A 19,386-nucleotide genomic window follows, 5' to 3' on the forward strand; every position below is an offset into this window, starting at 1 on the left:
GCCTCGAAACAGTGCAATGCTGTCCAGAATACGCGTGACCTGAACACCTGAACACCTGAACTCCCAAAGGCAACAGTGACCGTCAGGCATTCCTTCGTGAAGTCGTCCACGCAGGTCAGGCATTTTATCCTGCAACCGGTGGCCAGTGCGTCCATGACGAAATCCATCGACCAGATCAGGTTCGGCGCATCCGGTCGCAGAAGCGGAAAGCGTTCGGTTGCCAGCCCTTTATGGCGTCGTCTGCGTTTTACGCTCAGTCCATTAAGGTGGTTAATACGGTATACCCGCTTGTGATTGCGTGAAGGCCCTCCCGACGCAGCAGTTGCCAAATGCGGCGCCAGCGCGATGGAACTGCTGATGAAAGAGAAGTCACTCTCTTTCTATTCGCCCCTGAAGCTCTACAGTGATGACCAGATAATCCACTTTATTCCCGACCTGGACTTTGAAAAGCAACCTGAGTTTCGCCGCGGAAGTTAGGGCGCAGAGTTTATTGATTTTATTCAGGATGAATTATAAAAGGCACGGTGACATCATTGAAAAAGGACCGCAAGCCGGACATTTTAATTTTGTCTCTTGCGGCCAGCATTGTTATCCTCATCTGAACGGGGCAGCGGATCGATAAGTATCGCTGTACCCGGCACGCGAAGCATCTGCTTCTTTCCGTTAGTATAAAACTCAAGTGCTACTGAAGAACCAAACGAAGAGATGGCAACGGTCACATCCTCATAACGTGAGGCATAAGGTTTATAGTCGGTTTTCGTTCCTGTAATACCGTGCTCAGCCAACACGTTACTCCAGGTCTCTTGCAAGTACACTGTCGCGTGATCGTGACGAATGCCCAGCAACCGCATGGTCTGGTTGGCCGTGGTGTCAAACAGGCCAAGATAAAAGGTGACGCTGATAAAAATAAAGGCCGTGCCCAAGGTATTCACCAGCCGTATTTCAGACCTGAGCTTAACGGGCGTTTGTTGATCCCTGAAAATCAGGTCCATCTGTGCACCCCGCTGCCGATTCAGGTCAATCAGGATGTACCAAGCACCTAGGTAGAGTGCCGCACAGATAAGTTTTATGTACCATAGGGCGTGGTCTTCGCGAACTATCGTCAGCATCCCAAGTACAGTCAGTACTGACATCAGATAAAACATGGGAGTAAACGATGGAAATCTGTAGTGATAGAGGATCGGTCGCCTGCGTTTATAGTTCCGGCAGAATTCAGAGTGGCCGTAACGCAGTACAGTTTTTCTGCGTCGTGCCTCGCGCAACAGCGCCTCAAGCCTGGAAACGCAGCGGGATGTGCGATCCAGCCGTGACAACCTGAAAAGCAGATACCACATAGCCACGCCGAGGCACATTAGGAAAAAGTAGGTCACCAGCGTGCCGACAGAAAAGACCGTGACGGTCAGGAAAATGCGTAACGTATCTCCTATCGTCAGCCCGTCAGGAAAGCCGCCGTAGCGGCCACAGTAAATCAGCAAGATCGCCCCGCCCATCAGGAACGAAACTTTGGTAAGAACGGTCAGTGCCTTCTCTGTCAGCTCAAAGAATTTTTTCAGCGTGTCCATACCCGCCTCCATGCGTGCAGTTAAGAAACAGGCAGTCTAGCGAAGCGGGATTGAATATCAAGATAAACTTATGTTTTGAACGCTAACTCAAGCAGCAGCTACCGCGCGTTGCCCACCTTTCATGTAAACTACACTTGAATGTCCGCCGCCACGTCCAGCCCAAATACTTACATGTAGATGTCGGTGATCTCCTCCTTCTTGTGCCCTATTAAGGTCTGCACCACCTTCTTGTGCGTATGGCTATAGAACAGGTGCATCGCAAATGAATGCCGCAGCGCCTTGAGTCAGGCCTTAAACGGAAAGGTGACGCCGTCGCGCTCCGCCTCCGCTTCATTCAGCCAGCGCCGGACCGTGCGGTCGGTGAGCCAAATCATCTTATCTGAAAGGTGAAAGAACCCGCGCAGAAACACAGCTCTTAAAATACAGAGGCAGGCTTTGCAGTGAAGAAGCTAAGGATATGCATCAAATATTAGCGGGAAGAAACATTAGAATGGCACTGATATTTTTTGTATTCTGAAAACTCACTGTCCTTCATTTGGATGCATACTATAAATGCTCCTTCTTCTGAAATTTCTTCATCCTTATTTGATGTTTTCAAATCTGGCAGCCTGGGGCCTGGCTCAGAACCTTGAGGGCCTCGGGCTCTTTCACTCTATAAATGACCTACCTTTACATGTTGGAAATGACGTTATCTATCCCTGGAATCTAAGCCCGACGCACGGCGTTAATGGATTATCGGGTTTAATGACTATCTTGCTCCTCCCGATCGCACTACTGAATATCCGTGCCGGATTTTACCTTAATCGGAGCATGGGCTGGATAAGCCTGTTTTTCTGGATCTCGCCAGGGACGTTCAGCCTGATGGGTTATGTTCCTGACTTTAATAGTTTCGGTCCTGATGTGTTCCGGTTTGGGAGCGACTTTACGGGCAGTGTATCTTCTGCGGCAGCCAATCTGCTTATATCAATGGTTGCCGGCTGGTCAATCATTATGCTTTTCAGCGCGCTCTGGAAGAAAAATACCTTCAAAAATGCTTATGACCACATCTGGTACGTCTTGGGTCTTATCGCAGCTCTTTATTACGTTACGGACAGCGGCCTGCCCTCCTATAAAGAGGACCTGTCAGAAGCTGGTGAACGCACCACCCTAATCATGCAGCACTATCGCAACGGAGAGCAAAACCTGGAAGATTTGTGTAAAGAACCGGACGTGATAAATCAGGTTCCAGATTTATGCAACCTGTCGTCTGAGATGCGGTGGTCGCTACAGGACAGCTTTGCTTCAAAAGATATTTTGCGCGCCAGAATTGATTTACCCGACTGGGTGACAAGAGTTGCGTACGATCGGGGCATCGGCAAACAGATTGAGATGTTCAATGCTCTGGCATGTTCTGCGCATGCGTTCAGGGGTAACTGTGAGGTTGTCCCCATCGAGATAGCTCTTGACGGTGTGGATTATAAAACGCCCGGGGCCTTTCTAACCCCAGTCTATGCCCAGAGACTTCTGCGACTGCATGAATCCATGCAAAAAGCCGACTCACGCATAAAAGATATCGAGCAGGGGCATAACACGCGCTATTTTGTGTTTCTTATGCTGGCCTTTGTCGCGGGGGGTAAGCTTGCAAATACGTCCAGGTCGATGGTCAGCCATGATACGGTTCGCCCTCGCTCATGGCTGCTCTCCGGTATAAGGTTTATCAGTCACAACACGCTGCTGGTGATAAAGTTCCTTACAGCAGAACTGGTCTTGCCGCTTCTGCAACGTATAGTACAACGGGTTAAATGGCATACTGCCCGGATTAAAACCAGAACGCTCAAAAGCGCGGTAGAACATGATGCCTCCTCCGGTAATGGGTAACCAGTTGACGATCGTGCTGTGACCTAGAGCTGGTGCGAGAAGAGCAGGCCTACAACGTATCCCAAAAGACTTGCCTGACAGAGACCGGTCTGACATCAGGTCAAGTTTGCGAGACTTTTCTATCCACTCCTCTTCGCTGCGGCACGTTATCGACCACTGTGCCGCTGCAACAGATTTCTGAAGAAAAAGATTTCGGAAATAATCCTCATCCACCTTAGACAGAGAATGGCCCAAATCATCACTCACTTAACTCCGCTCAGCCCCTCGAAAAAGTGTCGGTGTTTAGCGATAAGTTTCTGTGAGGGTTTAGACGCCGCACAGAAGTAATCATCAATGATGCTGTTAGCCACCATGAGCCGTGTATCCATATCTGCAATATTTGCCCTGTAGTTGAGAGAGGCGCGGGATTCAGGCTCCCAGGCATGTCTAAGGATCAGTTCATCGTCCCTTGCTTCGGCAGAACCATGGATATGGAGCACACGATCTGTCCCGACGCCATAAACGCGTCTCAGTGTGCTGGTGTAGCTAAAGGTGAGAAAAAGTGCCTGCGAATCAAGTTTAGTCAGGCGGTTAGACAAACCTTCACAAGAAGGTATCGGCAATTGACGTATCCACTGACCGAATCGGCTACGCATGCCCTTTGAGAGGCCTCTTATAACCTGATCCACCTCATACTGGAAATCATGATGACCTGCATCACCCCAATCCTCATCACCGTATGAACTCATGAAATGGCCGAGGTTGTTGATGAGCATGTCAACATCGAGGTCTTCAAGCGCGGTTTCGAGATCACTCCAGTCATTATCCACTAGAAGGCACTCTTCCACATCCCGATAAATATCCGAATCCATGGCAAAAAGAAATTCCTTAAAATGCCACAGGCTAGAGGGCATGTTATGCCTGAGATCGAAGCCATTTCCAATGACATAGAGTGTAGCTGTCTGCATAGCCCCTCTCACAACAGATAACCTGTTTACGTTGAAATACCAGAATATCTCGTGTTTTATAACAGCAGATATCTTATATCCCCGGAAAATTATGGAAAAAATTAGCCCCGCAACAGTTCAGTTCATCAAACTTGGTGAGGCCGGTGAATGGGAGCAGCAGTGCCTATCGGAGGGCACGCTTCGATTTGGTTATCATAAAACCCCAGACAATCTTTGCGTTGACGACCAATGGGAAGAAGTTCACGAGATATGGCTTAAAGAGCGGAAGGGAAATAAGGCCAGCGCCAGCAGTGACGTCAGACAGATCAAAACTTTCTACACGGCAGATGAAGATACATTATTCATTACCATCAGGGGGGGATTTCTTTACTGGTGTCGACCCATGGGGCCGGTTGAGGTACTGGCAGATAGTAGCCGGATCAGAAAAACAAAAGAGGGGTGGCAAAACACCAGTGTAGGGGGCGCACGATTAACCACGGATCACCTGAGCGGAGACCTCTTAAAGGTTCAGGGATACCGGGGTACGATCTGTAACGTAAGCGCATATGATTACGTTGTACGAAAAATCAATGATGAAGATCTCCCTGCGGTGTCTGATGCTAAGCAGGCTGAAGCAACGTACCTGTTCGCGATAAAAAATCTGTGCCAGATGCTGACCTGGCAGGATTTCGAGCTACTAGTAGACCTTGTTTTTTCAACCAGCGGATGGCGGCGTACCAGTATTGTCGGTAAAACCCAAAAAACGCTGGATCTTGAGCTTGAATCAACCACCACCAGCGAGAAAGCTTTTGTTCAAATTAAATCATCTGCGGACGCGCATGCTTTCAACGATTACGCAAAACGGTTCAGAGAAACCAGTGCTTATGAACGAATGTTTTTTATCTGGCACAGCGGACCGTTATCCGAAAATATTAAAGCCGAAGGCATCACGTTAATCGGCCCCGACAAGTTAGCTGGACTTATTCTGGACAGTGGTTTGTCAAGATGGCTACGTAAAAAAGTTTCATAATATTCCAGCTGTTTCTTCAACTCATCGGCAGTGAATCAACGTGATAAGGCTCCGCAAACGGGCTTTACCTGAAAGCCATCGAAACACAGCCGCAGGCGCGAAATGCCTACTCAAGCAATCCGATGAAATTTATCGGCCTGCCGGTAAGCGCAGTCGGCAGATACTCAGGCTGGCCAGCGAGCCGAGGCGTTCATTGTGTGCGACGTCGCTCAATCATCGGTCCTAAGAACAATTTCCGTTGAGATACTTCACACAAACCTCTCACGCTTATAAAATCGCTTTCCGGAACAAGAATACGCGGCATTGCAGGGATGATTTCTTTCAGAGCGACCATTACCAGACCATAAAGCCTGTGTCATTACCATCTGCCCCGCCGTTGATTCAAAAAGAATGCTGTCATCACTATCCGCTTTCGCTCAAAGCGGACAGTGCCTGAAAATCATTACACTTTTCGTCAGAAGTAGACATAGCTCACACGTCACGAACTAACTTTTTCGACATAATCTAACTTGTTATTTCTTTCAACATCCAATGTACAAAAATTGAAGGTTACCTCTAAGAAGGATGGCAAACATGGGTCTCAAACCTGGTCCAAAGCCGATTGCAAAATCGACCGGAAAACCTGATCAGCGCAGACGTGATAACAAAGATACTCCGGGCAACACTCCGGGACTAAAACCGAGCAAGTCCTCAGGTAAGTGAATGGATGGGTATAGATTATTTATCTATGCCCATCCTTATAATAAAATGCACCTAAATTTTTCACCGCTCAATGATAACGTTTTTCATGGAGCACAGTTCAGAGCTTGTGATTTAGATATATAACGATATATCTGAAAAATTACGCATCAGCTAATTTTTGCTAAAAGTTAATATTATGCTCAGCCGGTTATTTATGCTCTCTGGAACAAATTCACCACATTGCTGGTGGCTTGTTCAATCCTATTAACGCGCCTTTCCCATAACTTCAGCGCCTTACGCTTCTCGCTAAGATAATCATAACGGTCATAATGCTTCGAGCTGACATCCTGTAATGCATGGTTTTGAATACGGTCGCGCAGCTCTTTCGAGACACCGATTTCGCCCATCAACGTTTTGCAGGTCCGCCGTAAATCTCTTGCAACAAACACCGGATTGTCAGGAAAATGCTCGCGATAATAGATGATGGCTTGAGCAAAACTGTCAGTTCGTAGATGCTTGCCCGTATCCAGTCGCTGCGGGAAGATAAACGGACTATCGTTAACGTTTTCCACCTTCAGCCTTTCCAGAATTTCGACCGCTGAATCCGTTAACGGAACCAGATGGTCACGCTTATTCTTTGATACATCAGCGACGATCAACAGCGTTTTTTCTTCCCAGTTCACTGCATCCCACCGACTAGAAGCCAGTTCATGTGGGCGCTGACCACCAGCGTAAACACATAAATTAAGCAGCAAACTCACCGTGCTGCCGACGCTTGGCGTTTTAGGAAAGTCACCCATCAGCTGTTGTAGTTCATTCAACTTGAGCCAGTTGGTTCCCGCTTTCTCTGCAGCAGACTGCTTAGGAATGACGCTTACCGGGTTCATCTCAAGTCCAAACATCACGTTCTGCTGGTGGTTGGCCGGATCGTTATCCGCTTTAAGACCATAATTGAACGCCGCCATCAGATAAGAGCGGACACGGTTTGCTTCAACGCTCGCACCGCGCTGAATGATAGCGGACAGAATCTGTTTGATATGTAGCGGGGTGACTTCGTTAGCTTTCGTATCTTTGGCGATAAAGGAATAGGTTTCTTTCTCCAGACGGTAGAGCACCTGCTGCCAGGTCCGCTTTCCATCTTCCCGCATTTTGTTGGTGTAGCCCTGAATAAGCTGCTCGATGCTGCCCTTTAGCTGTTCGGCACGCTTTTGCTTTTCCAGTGCGATTTCCTGTTCAGCCTTTTCGACCTTAGGGTTCTTCCCTTCCTTCAGCGTACCGGCATAACCTTTCGCAAGCTGACGAGCCTGAGCTAATGACATTTCAGGGTAACGACCCAACTGAATAAAGTGGCGCTTAGCATCCCAGTAGTAGCGATAGTAGAAAACCCGCTGCCCAGATGGCTCAACTTTCACGCCCAGGCGCCCTGCTCCTCGCTCACCACTTTTGTCCCATACCTGATAAGCCGAGTCGCGAGCTTTAAGACCGCGCACCATTGAGTCCGTTAGATTGTCTGCCAAAAGAGAGTCCTTACGAGAAAAGTTTTACTGCCGTTTTCTGGGTGATGTAGCAGGTGACGTAAGGATGATACTGAAAGGAAAAACCCGGAACAACATGAAACGAAGAAGCAAAGTTAACCTACTGATTTATATTATTTAAAAGGTGAATATGATTAAAGGTGGAAAATGATGAAACAAACTATTCATATGACTCATAATCGCTTGGTCGCTGGTTCAAACCCAGCAGGGGCCACCAAATTTAGCTATAAAAACATATAGTTAAGCCGCTCGTTGAAGCGGCTTTTTTGTTACTGGCTTTTCGAGTAGCGGCAAAGTGGCGATGCTTTTTCACTGCCATGGGAAATCCTCAACTGATTATCCTGAGCAGCCCGAATCAAGACCGTGAATTGTAGAGCCTTCTGCGAGTCTTTATCATCAATGGCACGGCTGGCGCCACACAGCAGAATCAGTAGACGGTTTCAAAGAGTCCACCACGCATCAATAATGGCTGAAGCCGGAAACAGCGACCCGGTTTCTCACCTGTAACTAACCCTCAACGCCTCTCATAAATCCGGCCCATTAAATATTAGCTTCATGTTAAAGTCACTGGCATTGCCTGACCCGAACAAGTGAGCAACAGCTATGCATCAGATTTTCGAAATACTCTCAGAGTTATTTAGCGCATGGCCTGTCATGTCGGGAAAGCGAAAGGAGAAGAAGCCCGTCAGGGACACCAGGAAGATCTCAGGTCTTGCCTACGAACCTCTATGCAAGATAACGCCCGACCAAAAAAGAAATGATGTGCCGCACAAAGATGAGAGCAACTGAGAAAACGTACTCATCCTCATATTTGCTGGTGTGAACACAAGCGAATCTGGCAGAAGCTATCTTCCACGCTGACCGTTTTACCTCAGCTCACAGTTTTCATCCTCTCAAGCGGCACCGCGAATCGTCAGCCATAGTCCTGAATGTGGCGTCATCGCCACATCGCAGATCATTATCCCGAAAGCGCCCGCAACACCATACTGAGTAAGGTACGACAACGGGTTGTGATATTCTCCAGCCGAACCTGGCGATATCCCGCATTGCCCTCTGCCTGATCGTCAGATTTAGTCATCTCTTATCCTTTCTGATCTGCAACCGCTCTTCATCCGACGTCATCTCTGCGACCTGTCGATACCGTATGGAGAAAAGGTAGCTGCGATTAAAACAGCCTGACGAGGCAATTACTGTCGCCAGCATTTAGATTTCAGGTAATTTAACCCGTGCAAACCCCATGCTATCTTGTGGTTTTGATTTTTTCAGTGGGCAAAACAGATGACAAAGTTGCGGGTAGGGATCGTGTTTGGCGGGAAGTCGGCCGAGCATGAGGTGTCGTTGCAATCGGCCAAAAATATCCTTGAGGCGATCGACAAAACCAGGTTTGACGTGGTGTTGCTGGGCATCGACAAACAGGGACACTGGCGTCTGAATGATGCGTCCAACTTCTTACTTAACGCTGAAAATCCGGCGCTGATCGCACTGAATCACGCCGCTGAAGATGTGGCGCTGGTGCCGGGTAAGACGCAGCAGCAGATCATCACCCGTCACAACGCCCATCCACTGTCGCAAATCGACGTTATCTTCCCGATTGTTCACGGTACGCTGGGTGAAGATGGTTCTCTGCAGGGTCTGCTGCGTATGGCCTCTTTACCGTTCGTCGGTTCCGATGTGCTGGGTTCTGCGGTGAGCATGGACAAAGATTTCACTAAACGCCTGTTGCGCGATGCCGGCCTCAACGTCGCGCCGTGGCTGAGCGTCACCCAGGCACAACGACCCCAGCTGGACGCAGAAGCGGTGATTGCCCGCTTTGGTCTGCCGCTGTTTATCAAACCCGCTAACCAGGGTTCTTCGGTGGGCGTGAGCAAAGTAGATAGCATTGAAGAATTTGATGCCGCACTGACGCTGGCCTTCTCCTTTGACCGCAAAGTACTGATTGAAAAGGGCATCAAAGGCCGGGAGATTGAGTGTGCAGTGCTAGGCAACGATGCGCCGGAAGCCAGTCCCTGCGGAGAAGTGGTGGTGCATGATGCCTTCTACTCGTATGACACCAAATATATCTCTGAAAGCGGTGCACAGACGGTCGTGCCGGCGGCCATCGCACCGGAAACCAGCGATGCGATTCGTGCCGTCGCCATCAAGGCCTTTACCGCGCTGGAGTGCTTTGGCATGGCACGTGTTGACGTGTTCCTCACCGATGACGGCGATATTATCGTCAATGAAGTGAATACTCTGCCTGGCTTCACCAATATCAGTATGTATCCCAAACTCTGGCAGGCGGCCGGACTGAGCTATCAGGATCTGATCAGCCGTTTGATTGACCTGGCAATTGAACGCCATCAGCAGGCCAGCACGCTGAAGAGCAGCGTCAGTTGACCCGCCCCGCGGCGTGGTGTTATGCCACGTCGCTGGTGATAGTGCGATAGTTAACCGGCGATGTCTGATTGCGGCCATTGCGTTTCGACAGATAGAGATTCTTATCCGCCGCGGAGATGAGCCGGTTAATCACCCGATGCCACTCTGTCGCCTCTTCGGCACAGCCATGAGCCAGCCCCAGGCTGACGGTCACCGTGGCCGTACTGCCCTGAAGCCAGAACTTCTCTTTGGCCATCTTCTGCCGGATACTCTCAGCAAGGAAATAGAGCTTTTCGGGATTATGGTCGAACAGGACTACCACAAATTCCTCGCCGCCAAACCGGCAGATGCGCCCCTCTTTGCCCACCACCCGCTGCATCCGGCGGGCAATCTCTTCCAGCACGCTGTCGCCTGCATCATGACCAAAATTGTCATTGATGGCTTTGAAGTAGTCGACATCCAGCAGGATCACGCCCACTTTACGCTCCGGGAAGATGGGCTCCACATGCAGGCTTTCATATAAGCCTGAACGCGACAGCAGCCGGGTCAGGAAATCATAATTCGCGCGCAGTGCCAGTCGCTGATTCAGCTGACGGATCGCATCCATGCTCGCGGCCACAATCAGCGGACTAATCGCGATGGTCGCCACGCCCAGTCGCGCCGACGTCAGATGGCTGACGGGCAGCAGCGAGTCATCGCCCTGAATGTTCATCACGCCATGAGAGACCAGAATAATTTCGGCAATGCCGCTCAGCAGAATCACCAGGCTGGTCAGCGGCATCGGCAACACGATGGCGCACCAGATCAGCGCCGGAACCGGAAACGTCAGGCTGCCCGCGCCGCCCATCATCGTCCCGATTATCATTGAAAAGATCAGGGCGATAACGGGTGCCAGCTTGCGCATCTGCAAAAACTGGCTGGGCGACAGCGACGACCAGTCGCGCGTCAGCAAAAAGGGCAGCAGCATCAGCCCGGTTGAGAACTGTTCGCTGAACCATTCGCCCCAGGCCGTCACCAGCCCGCTGTTAAAATCGGCCTGCTGCGCCAGCGCCCCCCAGCTGGCGCAGACCAGCGCGGCCAGCAGACAGGCCGGAAAAATACGCAGCACGCTGGTTATACGCTCGCTGCCGGAGTCGTGCTGAAGATGTTTTACCAGCAGCGTCACCGCCACCAGCACAAACAGAAGATTCGCCATGTTGAGGGTAAAAGCAGAGAGCGCCCAGCCTGAAAAAACGATGTCGTTAAACACCATCGCAGCAAAGGTGGCCAGGTAATAGCGGGTCTGATGCAGAAAAGGATTCCGGACGATCACGCCAGTGACGATCGCGTTGACCGGCCAGAACAGCGACAGCTCCTGTGGAAAGCGCAGGTGTCCGCCGATAAAGCAAAACAGCAACGTGATTAAAAACAGTAAAAATGCGTTCTTCTTAACGTTGTGCTCTTCAAACAGCTGTATGCGCATACATCCGGACCTTGTCACAGAGAGGCTGGCTGTCCACGCCAGCCTGCACAGGCGCGTGGTGTCAGAATGATTAAATCCTGAATATCCTCAATGTCATCCGGCGATAAAACCTCGTTTCATGGGCTAACTCAGGAAAGTTACCGTTTTGAGGCTAACCCCATCAGATGACAGTAGAAACTGGGGCCTTATTATGCCTCGCACATAAAAAAATCGGCTATCCGAGATATCCGATTTTTGCCTCTCTGACGACTTTACCGTTGCGCTAAAGTCTATTTTACGGCAACCGGCCACTGACTCAGACGAATGCCACGTTTATCGGCATTATCGCCAAAATCTTTAAGCACCGCTTTGACGTCCGGATCGATATATTCAGCATTATCATTATCGACGATGACCACACTGTTCTCCGGGATCTCATCCAGTAAGCCTTGCAGCTTTGGATTATGCATAAAGGTCAGGTTCTGCTGAAAACGCAGCACGTAATGGTCGTCATAACGGGTGAGTTGCAGCGCGTTGCGATGACTTTTGTAGATACTGAAGAGGATCTGCGTGGCGATGCCGATGCCAATACCGACCAGCATACCCAGCGTGATAATCCCGATAATGGTGGCCAGAAACGGCATGTACTGCTGTGCGCCCATCCGGAACTGCTCAATAAACAGTTTGGGTGTCGCCAGCTTGTAGCCGGTATAGAGCAGCACGGCAGCGAGGCTGGCCAGCGGAATGGCGTTCAGCATCTCACTGAACCACATGCCGCAAATGAGCAGCAGCACACCGTGAATGAAGATCGACAGTTTGGTCTGCGCGCCCGCACTGACATTAACCGAACTGCGCACGATCACCGCCGTGATCGGCATCGCCCCAAGGAAACCGGCAGCCAGGTTACCAATACCCTGCGCGAACATCTCTTTGTTGGGCGACGGCGTGGGCGTCTGAGGACGCAATTTTTTCAGCGCCTCCTGGCTCAGCAGCGTCTCCAGACTGGCGACCAGTGCTAAGGTCACCGCAACCACCCAGACCTGCGGATTCTGCCAGGCCATCCAGTCAGGCGTTTCCAGCTCCGCCACCAGCGCAGAGACGCTGTCAAAAGCGGGCAGCGAAATGCGTGCAAGACCCTGCGTCATCTCAGGAAACAGCCTCCCACCCATCACGGTTGCCAGGCAGCCGATGAGCACGGCAATCAGCGGGCCGGGGATCCAGGCCAGTGCTTTGATCCGTTTGACCGGTGCGGTGGTCCAGAGACATAAAATGGCCAGACCGACACCCGCTACCACGATTGCGGGCAGCGAGAAGGTAATCTCGCCGGTCACCAGCGACACCAGCTCCGCATCGCCAGCGGCACCCAGTGCCACCGGGATCTGCTGCATGATGAGCAGCAAACCAATCGCCGCCAGCATCCCTTTGATGACGCTGCCCGGCACCAGCGAAATAAACCGACCGGCGCGCAGCAGACCAAACAGGCATTGCAGCGCCCCGGCAATAATCAGTGCAGTGAGAAACGCGGAGAAGCTGCCTAGCGACGCCATTGAGGCGACCACGATAGTGACCAGGCCCGCTGCCGGGCCGCTGACGGCAAATCGGGATGGGCTCAGCGACGTTACGACCAGACCGCCAATCACACCCGTCAGCAAACCGGCAAACGGCGGTAATCCGCTGGCCTGTGCAATGCCAAGACAGAGCGGTAAGGCGACCAGAAACACCACCAGACCCGCAGGAATATCGCGACGCAGGGTATCGAGGTTCATAGTGAAGGTTCCTCTGCAGATTGATGAATCAGTTCTTTGAGATGACCGGAGCGCAGGTCATAAACACAACCAAACACCTCCAGTTCCTGGCCCGATTGCCAGATTTGCCGAACCGGTTCAGATTTCACCAGTCTGGCGAATTGCGCCTTCACGTTGGCCTCAACCAGCCGATCAAGCTGTTCACCCGGCGCCGCGTCTGAGGGCGGGCTTTCTGCCAGCCGCTGCTGAATATCATTTCGCAGCGTCTGAATACGTCTCGCCAGCGCGCTTTCCTGTCCGTCCAGCACGCTGCCCGGCAGGTTTTGCGCGGCTTCTACGCCGCCACAGCCATAGTGGCCGCTCAGGACAATGCGTTTCACACCGAGAAAGAAGAGCGCGTATTGCAGTACGCTCAGCAAATTGTCGTCGTCCTCAATCACCATGTTGGCGATATTACGATGTACAAAGAGTTCGCCAGGATGGGAGCCGGTTAATACCTCAGCCGGAACGCGACTATCAGAGCAACCTATCCAGAGTGAGTGCGGCTTTTGCTGATGAAGGAATTTTTTAAAATAATCCGGATTACGCTGGCGGCGCTGCAAGGCCCAACTGCGATTTTTCGCTAATAAGGGTTTAAGTGTCGTCACAATCATCTTCTCTCTACTACCGGGATGTCGCATCCTGGCTAACCACAACATGTGTCGGCACACAAATAAAGCATGAGCCGCCAGGGAAATAAGAACTGAGTCACAGAAAAAGGTTATAGACGCTAACCATTGCCAATGCACGGGCAATATTTCACAACGCTTTGACCTCACAGATTTTGTCAATTTGCCGTCAGTAAGAGTCAGGGTTACGTAAATTTAATTAAGCAGCAAAGACGAAAGGGAAAAGCCAGAATTCATTTTTAATGAATGAAAAACATGTAGTTAGAAAATTAACTAAAGTTAATGCTGACAAATAAATACAAGCATTAACAAAGGGGTTTTTCAGCACCATACCAACCAGCGCTCATTTCACCAGGAATCCTCTTAATTAAAAAATTAACCATTAGCACAATAAACCGGCTTAATGGGTATAAGCCAGTCAGATATACCTGTATTGAGTTAAGAAGGGAGCAAGAGATGATTAATTTAATTTGCAGGAGAATAGTGCCGGCGGTAAGTAAATAAGGACCAATAATAAACAGAGCCTGAACGAGCAGGCTCTTTTTCTTGACGAATTATTTACCGTTCCAGCTCTGCAGACGTGATTCACGCACCGACAACTGCTGTTCCGGGGTCAGCTTATTGTAGTTTTCCGCCATTCCGCTCTCCCAGTCGCCGTAGAGTGGATTAGGTAACACGATAAACTGCGTCCCGAACTGCTGATGATTAAGATTCACGAAATCGCGACGCGTCTGATTCCCTTTATGCCAGGTCGCCCCACCAAAATCGTTGAGGTTATCGCCGACGTAAAGCACCACGTTATAGCCCGCATTTTTGATGGCATCGAAACGTGCCTGCTTGTTGGAGCTGTCGGTATTCAGACGTACCGTTTTATCGCTGACGTCGGGGAAGCCGAGCTGCTGCATGTTGGCGACCGTGGCAGCGTAATCTTTCTGATCGCGGTTCGAGACATAAAACAGCGTGCCGCCATTTTCTGTCACATGACGCGCGAACTCAACCGCGCCCGGCACCGCTTTCGCCTGACGCGCCTGCGTCCAGGCTGACCAGGTTTTGCTGCTGAACGGCTGGCCGTTTTTCGCCTGCCACGCGCTGTAGGCGCTGTTATCCAGCATGGTTTCATCCAGATCGACAATTACCGCTTTAGGTTTGCCGGTCAGCGACGGTGCCTGATCAAATGCCATGCGCGCGGTGTTAAACGCCTGCCAGGTCAGCGCCTGATATTCGCCAGACTGCTGGAACCAGTTTACAGCCAGCACCGATTGCTGACCGAGTTGCTGTTGCGCGGTCTGATGTGTCGACGAGGCGCAGCCGGTCAGAAGCAGCGCGACCAGTCCGGATGCTGCGAGTTTTGCGGAGGTTTTCATCATTTCATCCTTAAGGTGAGAAAGGTCTGAGGAGAAGCTTCAAAAATGTAGCAGTTAACGTAAGCTGTGGGCAGCCCAACGCACGCTGTTATAACAGGAGATTCTTATGGCCGTGATCCCGCGCTCGCCGTTGCTCGATTCGCTGGAGTGGCTCGATTATGCGTTTCAGCCAGCCGGTGAGCCACCTCCCGCCGATGCCGCCTATGGACATCAGCGCCACAGCGCAACCGTGGTCACCGATAGTGAGAACATTCCGCCCAAAAGCTGTGAGTCCGATGGCGTGATCGGCAGCAGAACGCGACCGGTGGCGGTCTACACCGCCGATTGTCTGCCGGTGCTGTTCGCTGATCGCCAGCAGCGGATCGTGGCCGCGGTTCATGCCGGACTCAAAGGAACGCTGGCGGGTGTGCTAAGCCGCGCCGTGGAAAAGCTCGGCGAACAGGGCTGCAAGCCGCAGGACCTGGTGGTCGCGATCGGCCCGGCAATGGGACCCTGCTGCTATGAACTGGCCGAACCCCAACTGGCGGAGATTGCGCAGAATCCGGCGTTTGCCAGGGGGCTGCGCTGGCACCCGTTTCAGCCGGTCAATCCCCTGGCACAACGCCCGCAGGCTTCTGCTCATCAGCACGGTGTCTGGTTCGATCTGCCTGCGCTGGCAACGCACTTGCTGGTGAATGCAGGTGTGCCAGAAGCACAGATCGATAACGTCACTGTCTGCACCTACTGCATGGCAGAGAGCGGTTCAAGCTACCGCTTCAATACTCACCATGGCAGCGGCTATCGCTCGCGCTATTCGTGGATCCGGCGACGTTAACGGTTTCACAGCGGGTGATCAGGGCTGCCATACGCGTGCCGGACATTAAAAGCGACGCCAGTGGCAAAGCCGCGCGGGCCGTGGATGGCGGTTCTGCGCAAGGCACAGACGCTCCCCGCCCGCTCACCCTGTTCCCCTGCCGTTGTTTATGATTTCACTCACACCCTGACATTCTTTCACTTTTTTTTAACGCAGAAGTGGCTAGAGTAAACTCATCCGACCACTTTACTGTGAGTGACAATTATGTCCGTCAATCCTGATTATCCTGCGCTGTTTACGCCGCTGGAACTTGGCTTTACCCGACTGAAAAACCGCTTTCTGATGGGATCGATGCACACCGGCCTGGAAGAGCATCCGGATGGTGCAGCCCGTCTGGCGGCGTTCTATGGCGAGCGGGCGCGTGAAGGCGTCGCGCTGATCGTCACCGGCGGCATCGCCCCCAATGCGCAGGGTGTCACGACCGCGCATGGCGCGATGCTCACTGACGAGGCGCAGTGCAGCTGGCACCGGCAGATTACGGAGGCGGTGCATCAGCATCAGGGCAAAATCGCCCTGCAGATTCTGCACACCGGCCGTTACAGCTATCAGCCCGATCTGGTCGCGCCCTCCGCTCGTCAGGCACCGATTAATCCGTTTACACCGCAGGCAATGAGCGAGGCGGCGATTGAACAGACCATTGATGACTTCGCCCGCTGCGCCCGGCTGGCCCAGCAGGCAGGTTACGATGGTGTGGAGATCATGGGTTCCGAAGGCTACCTGATTAATCAGTTTCTGGTGAAACACACCAATCAGCGCACCGACCGCTGGGGCGGCGACTTCCGGCAGCGGATGCAGTTCGCGCTGGCAATTACCCGTGCCGTTCGCGCAGCTACCGGTGACGCCTTTATCATTATCTTCCGGCTATCAATGCTCGACCTGATTGAAGAAGGCAGTTCGTTGGAGGAGACCTTATTACTGGCGGGCGAGCTGGAACAGTGCGGCGTCACGCTGTTCAATACCGGTATCGGCTGGCACGAAGCGCGCATCCCGACCATCGCCACCTGCGTGCCACGCGCGGCTTTTGCCTGGGTGACGCAGCGCCTGCGTGCCCACGTTTCGGTGCCGGTGATCGCCACCAACCGTATTAACCATCCCGCTGTCGCTGAGGCACTGTTGCAGTCGGGCTGTGCCGATATGGTGTCAATGGCGCGCCCTTTCCTCGCCGACCCTGCCTTTGTCAGCAAAGCGCAGCGCGGCGAACCCGACAGCATCAACACCTGCATCGCCTGTAATCAGGCCTGCCTCGACCAGGTGTTCGCCGGTAAAATCACCTCCTGCCTGGTCAATCCGCGCGCCTGCCATGAGTCGCTGATGCCGGTCATCGCCAGCACCGCACCGCGCAGACTGGCAGTGGTGGGAGCCGGCCCGGCCGGAATGGCGTTTGCCCTGCAGGCGGCGCAGCGCGGACATCAGGTGACGCTCTATGAGGCCGCGCCCGAGATTGGCGGTCAGTTCAATATTGCCCGGCAGATCCCCGGCAAATCTGAGTTCAGTGAAACGCTGCGTTATTTCCGCTATCAGCTGGCGGCCGCAGGCGTGACGGTTCAGACGGGCTGTTGGGTCACGCCCGATCAGCTGAGTGACGCCGATGAGGTGGTGCTGGCGACCGGCATTAAGCCGCGTACACCGGCTATTCCCGGCATCGATCACCCCAGTGTGCTGAGTTATCTGGAGGTGCTGCGCGATAAGCGCCCGGTGGGTAAACGGGTGGCGATTATTGGCGCGGGTGGGATTGGCTTTGATGTGGCGGAGTATCTGTCTCAGCCGTCGCATGACGAGGATCTGGCGGCGTTTTACGCCGAATGGGGCATCGACCACAGCCTGACGCAGCGCGGCGGCCTGGTTGCCCCACAGCCGCCTGCCGCATCACGGCAAATCTGGCTATTGCAGCGCCGGACGGGGAAACCGGGTGCCGGGCTGGCAAAAACGACCGGCTGGATTCATCGCACCAGCCTTCAGGCGCGCGGCGTTGAGATGTGGGGCGGCATTGAATATCTGGCAATTGATGACAGCGGCCTGCACCTGCGGCGTAACGGTGAAACGCTGCTGCTGGAGGTCGATAACGTGATTATCTGTGCCGGACAGGAGCCGCAGCGCGAACTGGAAGCCGCGCTGCGTGCAAAAGGACAGGTGGTAACCGTAATAGGCGGCGCAGATGTCGCGGAGGAACTGGATGCGCGCCGCGCGATTGCGCAGGCAACGCAACTCGCTTTGACGATCTGACTAGCGCATTTTCACCGCGCGCAGCACCACAAACTTCTGGTTTGAGGCGATCAGCGTACAGTTGCCGAACAACTTCTTCAGCTTGTGGTGATAATCGAGGTGGCGGTTGCCGACAATGCGCAACTCGCCGCCATACTGAAGGCAGCGTTTCGCATCGCGGAACATCTGCCATGCCAGATGATCGGTAACAGCGTGCTGCTGATGGAATGGCGGGTTGCACAGCACCGCGTGCAGCCGATCTGATGGATAGCCGCTCAGCACGTTATTGACCAGGAACTGACAGCGCGACAGGTCATCAGGACGGTTTACTTCCACGTTCAGCTTGCTGGAGGCGACCGCCATATAAGACTCATCAAGAAAATGCACCTCGGCCTGCGGGTTCTGCTCCAGCGCCACCAGCCCTACCACACCATTGCCACAGCCCAGATCGACAATCTCACCTTCAATGTTTTCAGGCAGATGCTGCACAAACAGCCGTGCGCCGATATCCAGCGAAGAACGCGAGAAGACGTTAGCGTAGTTGTGGATCTGATAAGGGGTGCCATCCAGCGGCCAGACCAGCGTCGGCGTGGCCTCACGCAGTTCAGGCTTACTGAACTGGCTGTAGATCAGGCGCGCTTTTTTCCAGGCCAGTGAGGTTTTGGTTTCACCGATGATCTGTTCGAACAGCTGCAGAGTAGAGTTGTGGATCTCTTTGGCGCGCGCCGCCGCCACAATCACCGTATCTGGCGTGACGACTTCACGAATGGCACGCAGCTGATGCTCCAGCAACGCCAGCGTTTTAGGCACTTTAATCAGCACCGCCGCCGGAGCCGCGGGCAGCTCAGCCAGGCTATCAACAAAGTGTACGTTGCTGTCATCCATCTCATTGAAGCTCAGATTTTGACGGGCGGCCTGCTGGCTCAGCCAGGAGTCGCTGACGTGCCAGACAGTGCGCGGATTCAGTGAGCAGGTTAACGCCCCGAAGCTGTCGTTGAAGATCAGCACAGGTCCTTCTGGCAGCGCCTGCTGTAACAGGTATTCATCAGCCGCATCCCAGGCTTGTAATGGACTTTCGTCACGCATCTGCGGGAAGCGATGCAGGATCAGTGTGCGATCGTTCAGTTCAAGTTGGCTCATGAATTCTCCGGCGTGGTACACTTTGAT

14 protein-coding genes and 1 pseudogene are annotated in these 19,386 nt (G+C 52.7%); 6 read left to right on the plus strand and 9 right to left on the minus strand.

Features of this window, described 5'->3' with window-relative positions; all coding sequences use genetic code 11:
* Positions 1–340, minus strand: a pseudogene (locus tag P2R09_RS20905) (IS3 family transposase); the annotation flags it as partial.
* 5 nt (positions 341–345) lie between these two features.
* Here P2R09_RS20905 and P2R09_RS20910 point away from each other — a divergent pair.
* Positions 346–477: a hypothetical protein gene (locus tag P2R09_RS20910; RefSeq protein WP_275772835.1), complete on the plus strand. Its 132-nt coding sequence runs from the start codon at positions 346–348 to the stop codon at positions 475–477.
* Between the two features lie 83 nt (positions 478–560).
* On the opposite strand, the gene P2R09_RS20915 is transcribed toward P2R09_RS20910, so the two are convergent.
* Positions 561–1,562, minus strand: a complete 1,002-nt coding sequence (locus tag P2R09_RS20915; protein ID WP_275772516.1) for a hypothetical protein — start codon at positions 1,560–1,562, stop codon at positions 561–563.
* Positions 1,563–2,306: 744 nt separating this feature from the next.
* Between P2R09_RS20915 and P2R09_RS20920 the strand changes: the two genes are divergently transcribed.
* The gene (locus P2R09_RS20920; protein WP_275772517.1) at positions 2,307–3,419 is read left to right on the plus strand and encodes a hypothetical protein; all 1,113 of its coding nucleotides are present in this window, start codon (positions 2,307–2,309) and stop codon (positions 3,417–3,419) included.
* A 242-nt stretch (positions 3,420–3,661) separates the two neighbouring features.
* Here P2R09_RS20920 and P2R09_RS20925 read toward each other — a convergent pair whose 3' ends face one another.
* Entirely contained in the window at positions 3,662–4,366 is a 705-nt protein-coding gene (locus P2R09_RS20925; RefSeq protein WP_275772520.1) for a bacteriophage abortive infection AbiH family protein, read from the minus strand.
* Positions 4,367–4,457: 91 nt separating this feature from the next.
* Between P2R09_RS20925 and P2R09_RS20930 the strand changes: the two genes are divergently transcribed.
* Positions 4,458–5,375, plus strand: coding sequence for a hypothetical protein (locus tag P2R09_RS20930; RefSeq protein WP_275772522.1), 918 nt, complete (start codon positions 4,458–4,460; stop codon positions 5,373–5,375).
* Between the two features lie 893 nt (positions 5,376–6,268).
* Here the strand turns inward: P2R09_RS20930 and P2R09_RS20935 are convergent.
* Positions 6,269–7,573, minus strand: coding sequence for a site-specific integrase (locus P2R09_RS20935; RefSeq protein ID WP_275772524.1), 1,305 nt, complete (start codon positions 7,571–7,573; stop codon positions 6,269–6,271).
* Between the two features lie 1,296 nt (positions 7,574–8,869).
* On the opposite strand from P2R09_RS20935, the gene ddlA reads away from it, so the two are divergent.
* On the plus strand, positions 8,870–9,967 hold the full coding sequence (ddlA, locus tag P2R09_RS20940; protein ID WP_275772526.1) for a D-alanine--D-alanine ligase: 1,098 nt from the start codon (positions 8,870–8,872) through the stop codon (positions 9,965–9,967).
* A gap of 19 nt (positions 9,968–9,986) precedes the next feature.
* Here the strand turns inward: ddlA and P2R09_RS20945 are convergent, their stop codons facing one another.
* From P2R09_RS20945 to P2R09_RS20960, 4 genes are all read right to left on the minus strand, one after another.
* Positions 9,987–11,408 carry a sensor domain-containing diguanylate cyclase gene (locus tag P2R09_RS20945; RefSeq protein WP_275772528.1) on the minus strand — a complete coding sequence of 474 codons (1,422 nt, stop codon included), beginning with the start codon at positions 11,406–11,408 and terminating at the stop codon, positions 9,987–9,989.
* 269 nt (positions 11,409–11,677) lie between these two features.
* The gene (locus tag P2R09_RS20950) at positions 11,678–13,153 is read right to left on the minus strand and encodes a SulP family inorganic anion transporter (RefSeq protein WP_275772531.1); all 1,476 of its coding nucleotides are present in this window, start codon (positions 13,151–13,153) and stop codon (positions 11,678–11,680) included.
* Complete coding sequence (locus tag P2R09_RS20955) at positions 13,150–13,785, minus strand: carbonic anhydrase (protein WP_275772533.1); 636 nt, start codon at positions 13,783–13,785, stop codon at positions 13,150–13,152. The genes P2R09_RS20950 and P2R09_RS20955 overlap by 4 nt, the downstream gene beginning before the upstream one ends.
* A gap of 569 nt (positions 13,786–14,354) precedes the next feature.
* Positions 14,355–15,164: a 5'-nucleotidase, lipoprotein e(P4) family gene (locus tag P2R09_RS20960; protein ID WP_008925757.1), complete on the minus strand. Its 810-nt coding sequence runs from the start codon at positions 15,162–15,164 to the stop codon at positions 14,355–14,357.
* A gap of 106 nt (positions 15,165–15,270) precedes the next feature.
* On the opposite strand from P2R09_RS20960, the gene P2R09_RS20965 reads away from it, so the two are divergent.
* Positions 15,271–15,978 (plus strand): polyphenol oxidase family protein, encoded by a 708-nt coding sequence (locus P2R09_RS20965; protein WP_275772534.1) that lies wholly within the window; start codon positions 15,271–15,273, stop codon positions 15,976–15,978.
* 243 nt (positions 15,979–16,221) lie between these two features.
* A complete protein-coding gene (locus P2R09_RS20970; RefSeq protein ID WP_275772536.1) occupies positions 16,222–18,240 on the plus strand; it encodes an NADPH-dependent 2,4-dienoyl-CoA reductase in 2,019 nt (672 codons plus the stop codon).
* Here the strand turns inward: P2R09_RS20970 and rlmG are convergent, their stop codons facing one another.
* Entirely contained in the window at positions 18,241–19,359 is a 1,119-nt protein-coding gene (rlmG, locus tag P2R09_RS20975; protein ID WP_275772538.1) for a 23S rRNA (guanine(1835)-N(2))-methyltransferase RlmG, read from the minus strand.
* Between the last annotated feature and the right edge of the window lie 27 nt (positions 19,360–19,386).

It is taken from the genome of Pantoea sp. Cr_R13, from assembly GCF_029222565.1.
Taxonomy (GTDB): Bacteria; Pseudomonadota; Gammaproteobacteria; order Enterobacterales; family Enterobacteriaceae; genus Pantoea; species Pantoea eucalypti.

Coding starts and splice junctions, on each gene's coding strand:
- ddlA (WP_275772526.1), top strand. CDS start 8,870: ATGACAAAGTTGCGGGTAGGGATCGTGTTTGGCGGGAAGTCGGCCGAG.
- P2R09_RS20950 (WP_275772531.1), bottom strand. CDS start 13,153: ATGAACCTCGATACCCTGCGTCGCGATATTCCTGCGGGTCTGGTGGTG.
- P2R09_RS20970 (WP_275772536.1), top strand. CDS start 16,222: ATGTCCGTCAATCCTGATTATCCTGCGCTGTTTACGCCGCTGGAACTT.
- P2R09_RS20915 (WP_275772516.1), bottom strand. CDS start 1,562: ATGGACACGCTGAAAAAATTCTTTGAGCTGACAGAGAAGGCACTGACC.
- P2R09_RS20945 (WP_275772528.1), bottom strand. CDS start 11,408: ATGCGCATACAGCTGTTTGAAGAGCACAACGTTAAGAAGAACGCATTT.
- P2R09_RS20955 (WP_275772533.1), bottom strand. CDS start 13,785: ATGATTGTGACGACACTTAAACCCTTATTAGCGAAAAATCGCAGTTGG.
- P2R09_RS20920 (WP_275772517.1), top strand. CDS start 2,307: ATGACTATCTTGCTCCTCCCGATCGCACTACTGAATATCCGTGCCGGA.
- P2R09_RS20930 (WP_275772522.1), top strand. CDS start 4,458: ATGGAAAAAATTAGCCCCGCAACAGTTCAGTTCATCAAACTTGGTGAG.
- P2R09_RS20925 (WP_275772520.1), bottom strand. CDS start 4,366: ATGCAGACAGCTACACTCTATGTCATTGGAAATGGCTTCGATCTCAGG.
- P2R09_RS20965 (WP_275772534.1), top strand. CDS start 15,271: ATGGCCGTGATCCCGCGCTCGCCGTTGCTCGATTCGCTGGAGTGGCTC.
- rlmG (WP_275772538.1), bottom strand. CDS start 19,359: ATGAGCCAACTTGAACTGAACGATCGCACACTGATCCTGCATCGCTTC.
- P2R09_RS20960 (WP_008925757.1), bottom strand. CDS start 15,164: ATGAAAACCTCCGCAAAACTCGCAGCATCCGGACTGGTCGCGCTGCTT.
- P2R09_RS20910 (WP_275772835.1), top strand. CDS start 346: ATGGAACTGCTGATGAAAGAGAAGTCACTCTCTTTCTATTCGCCCCTG.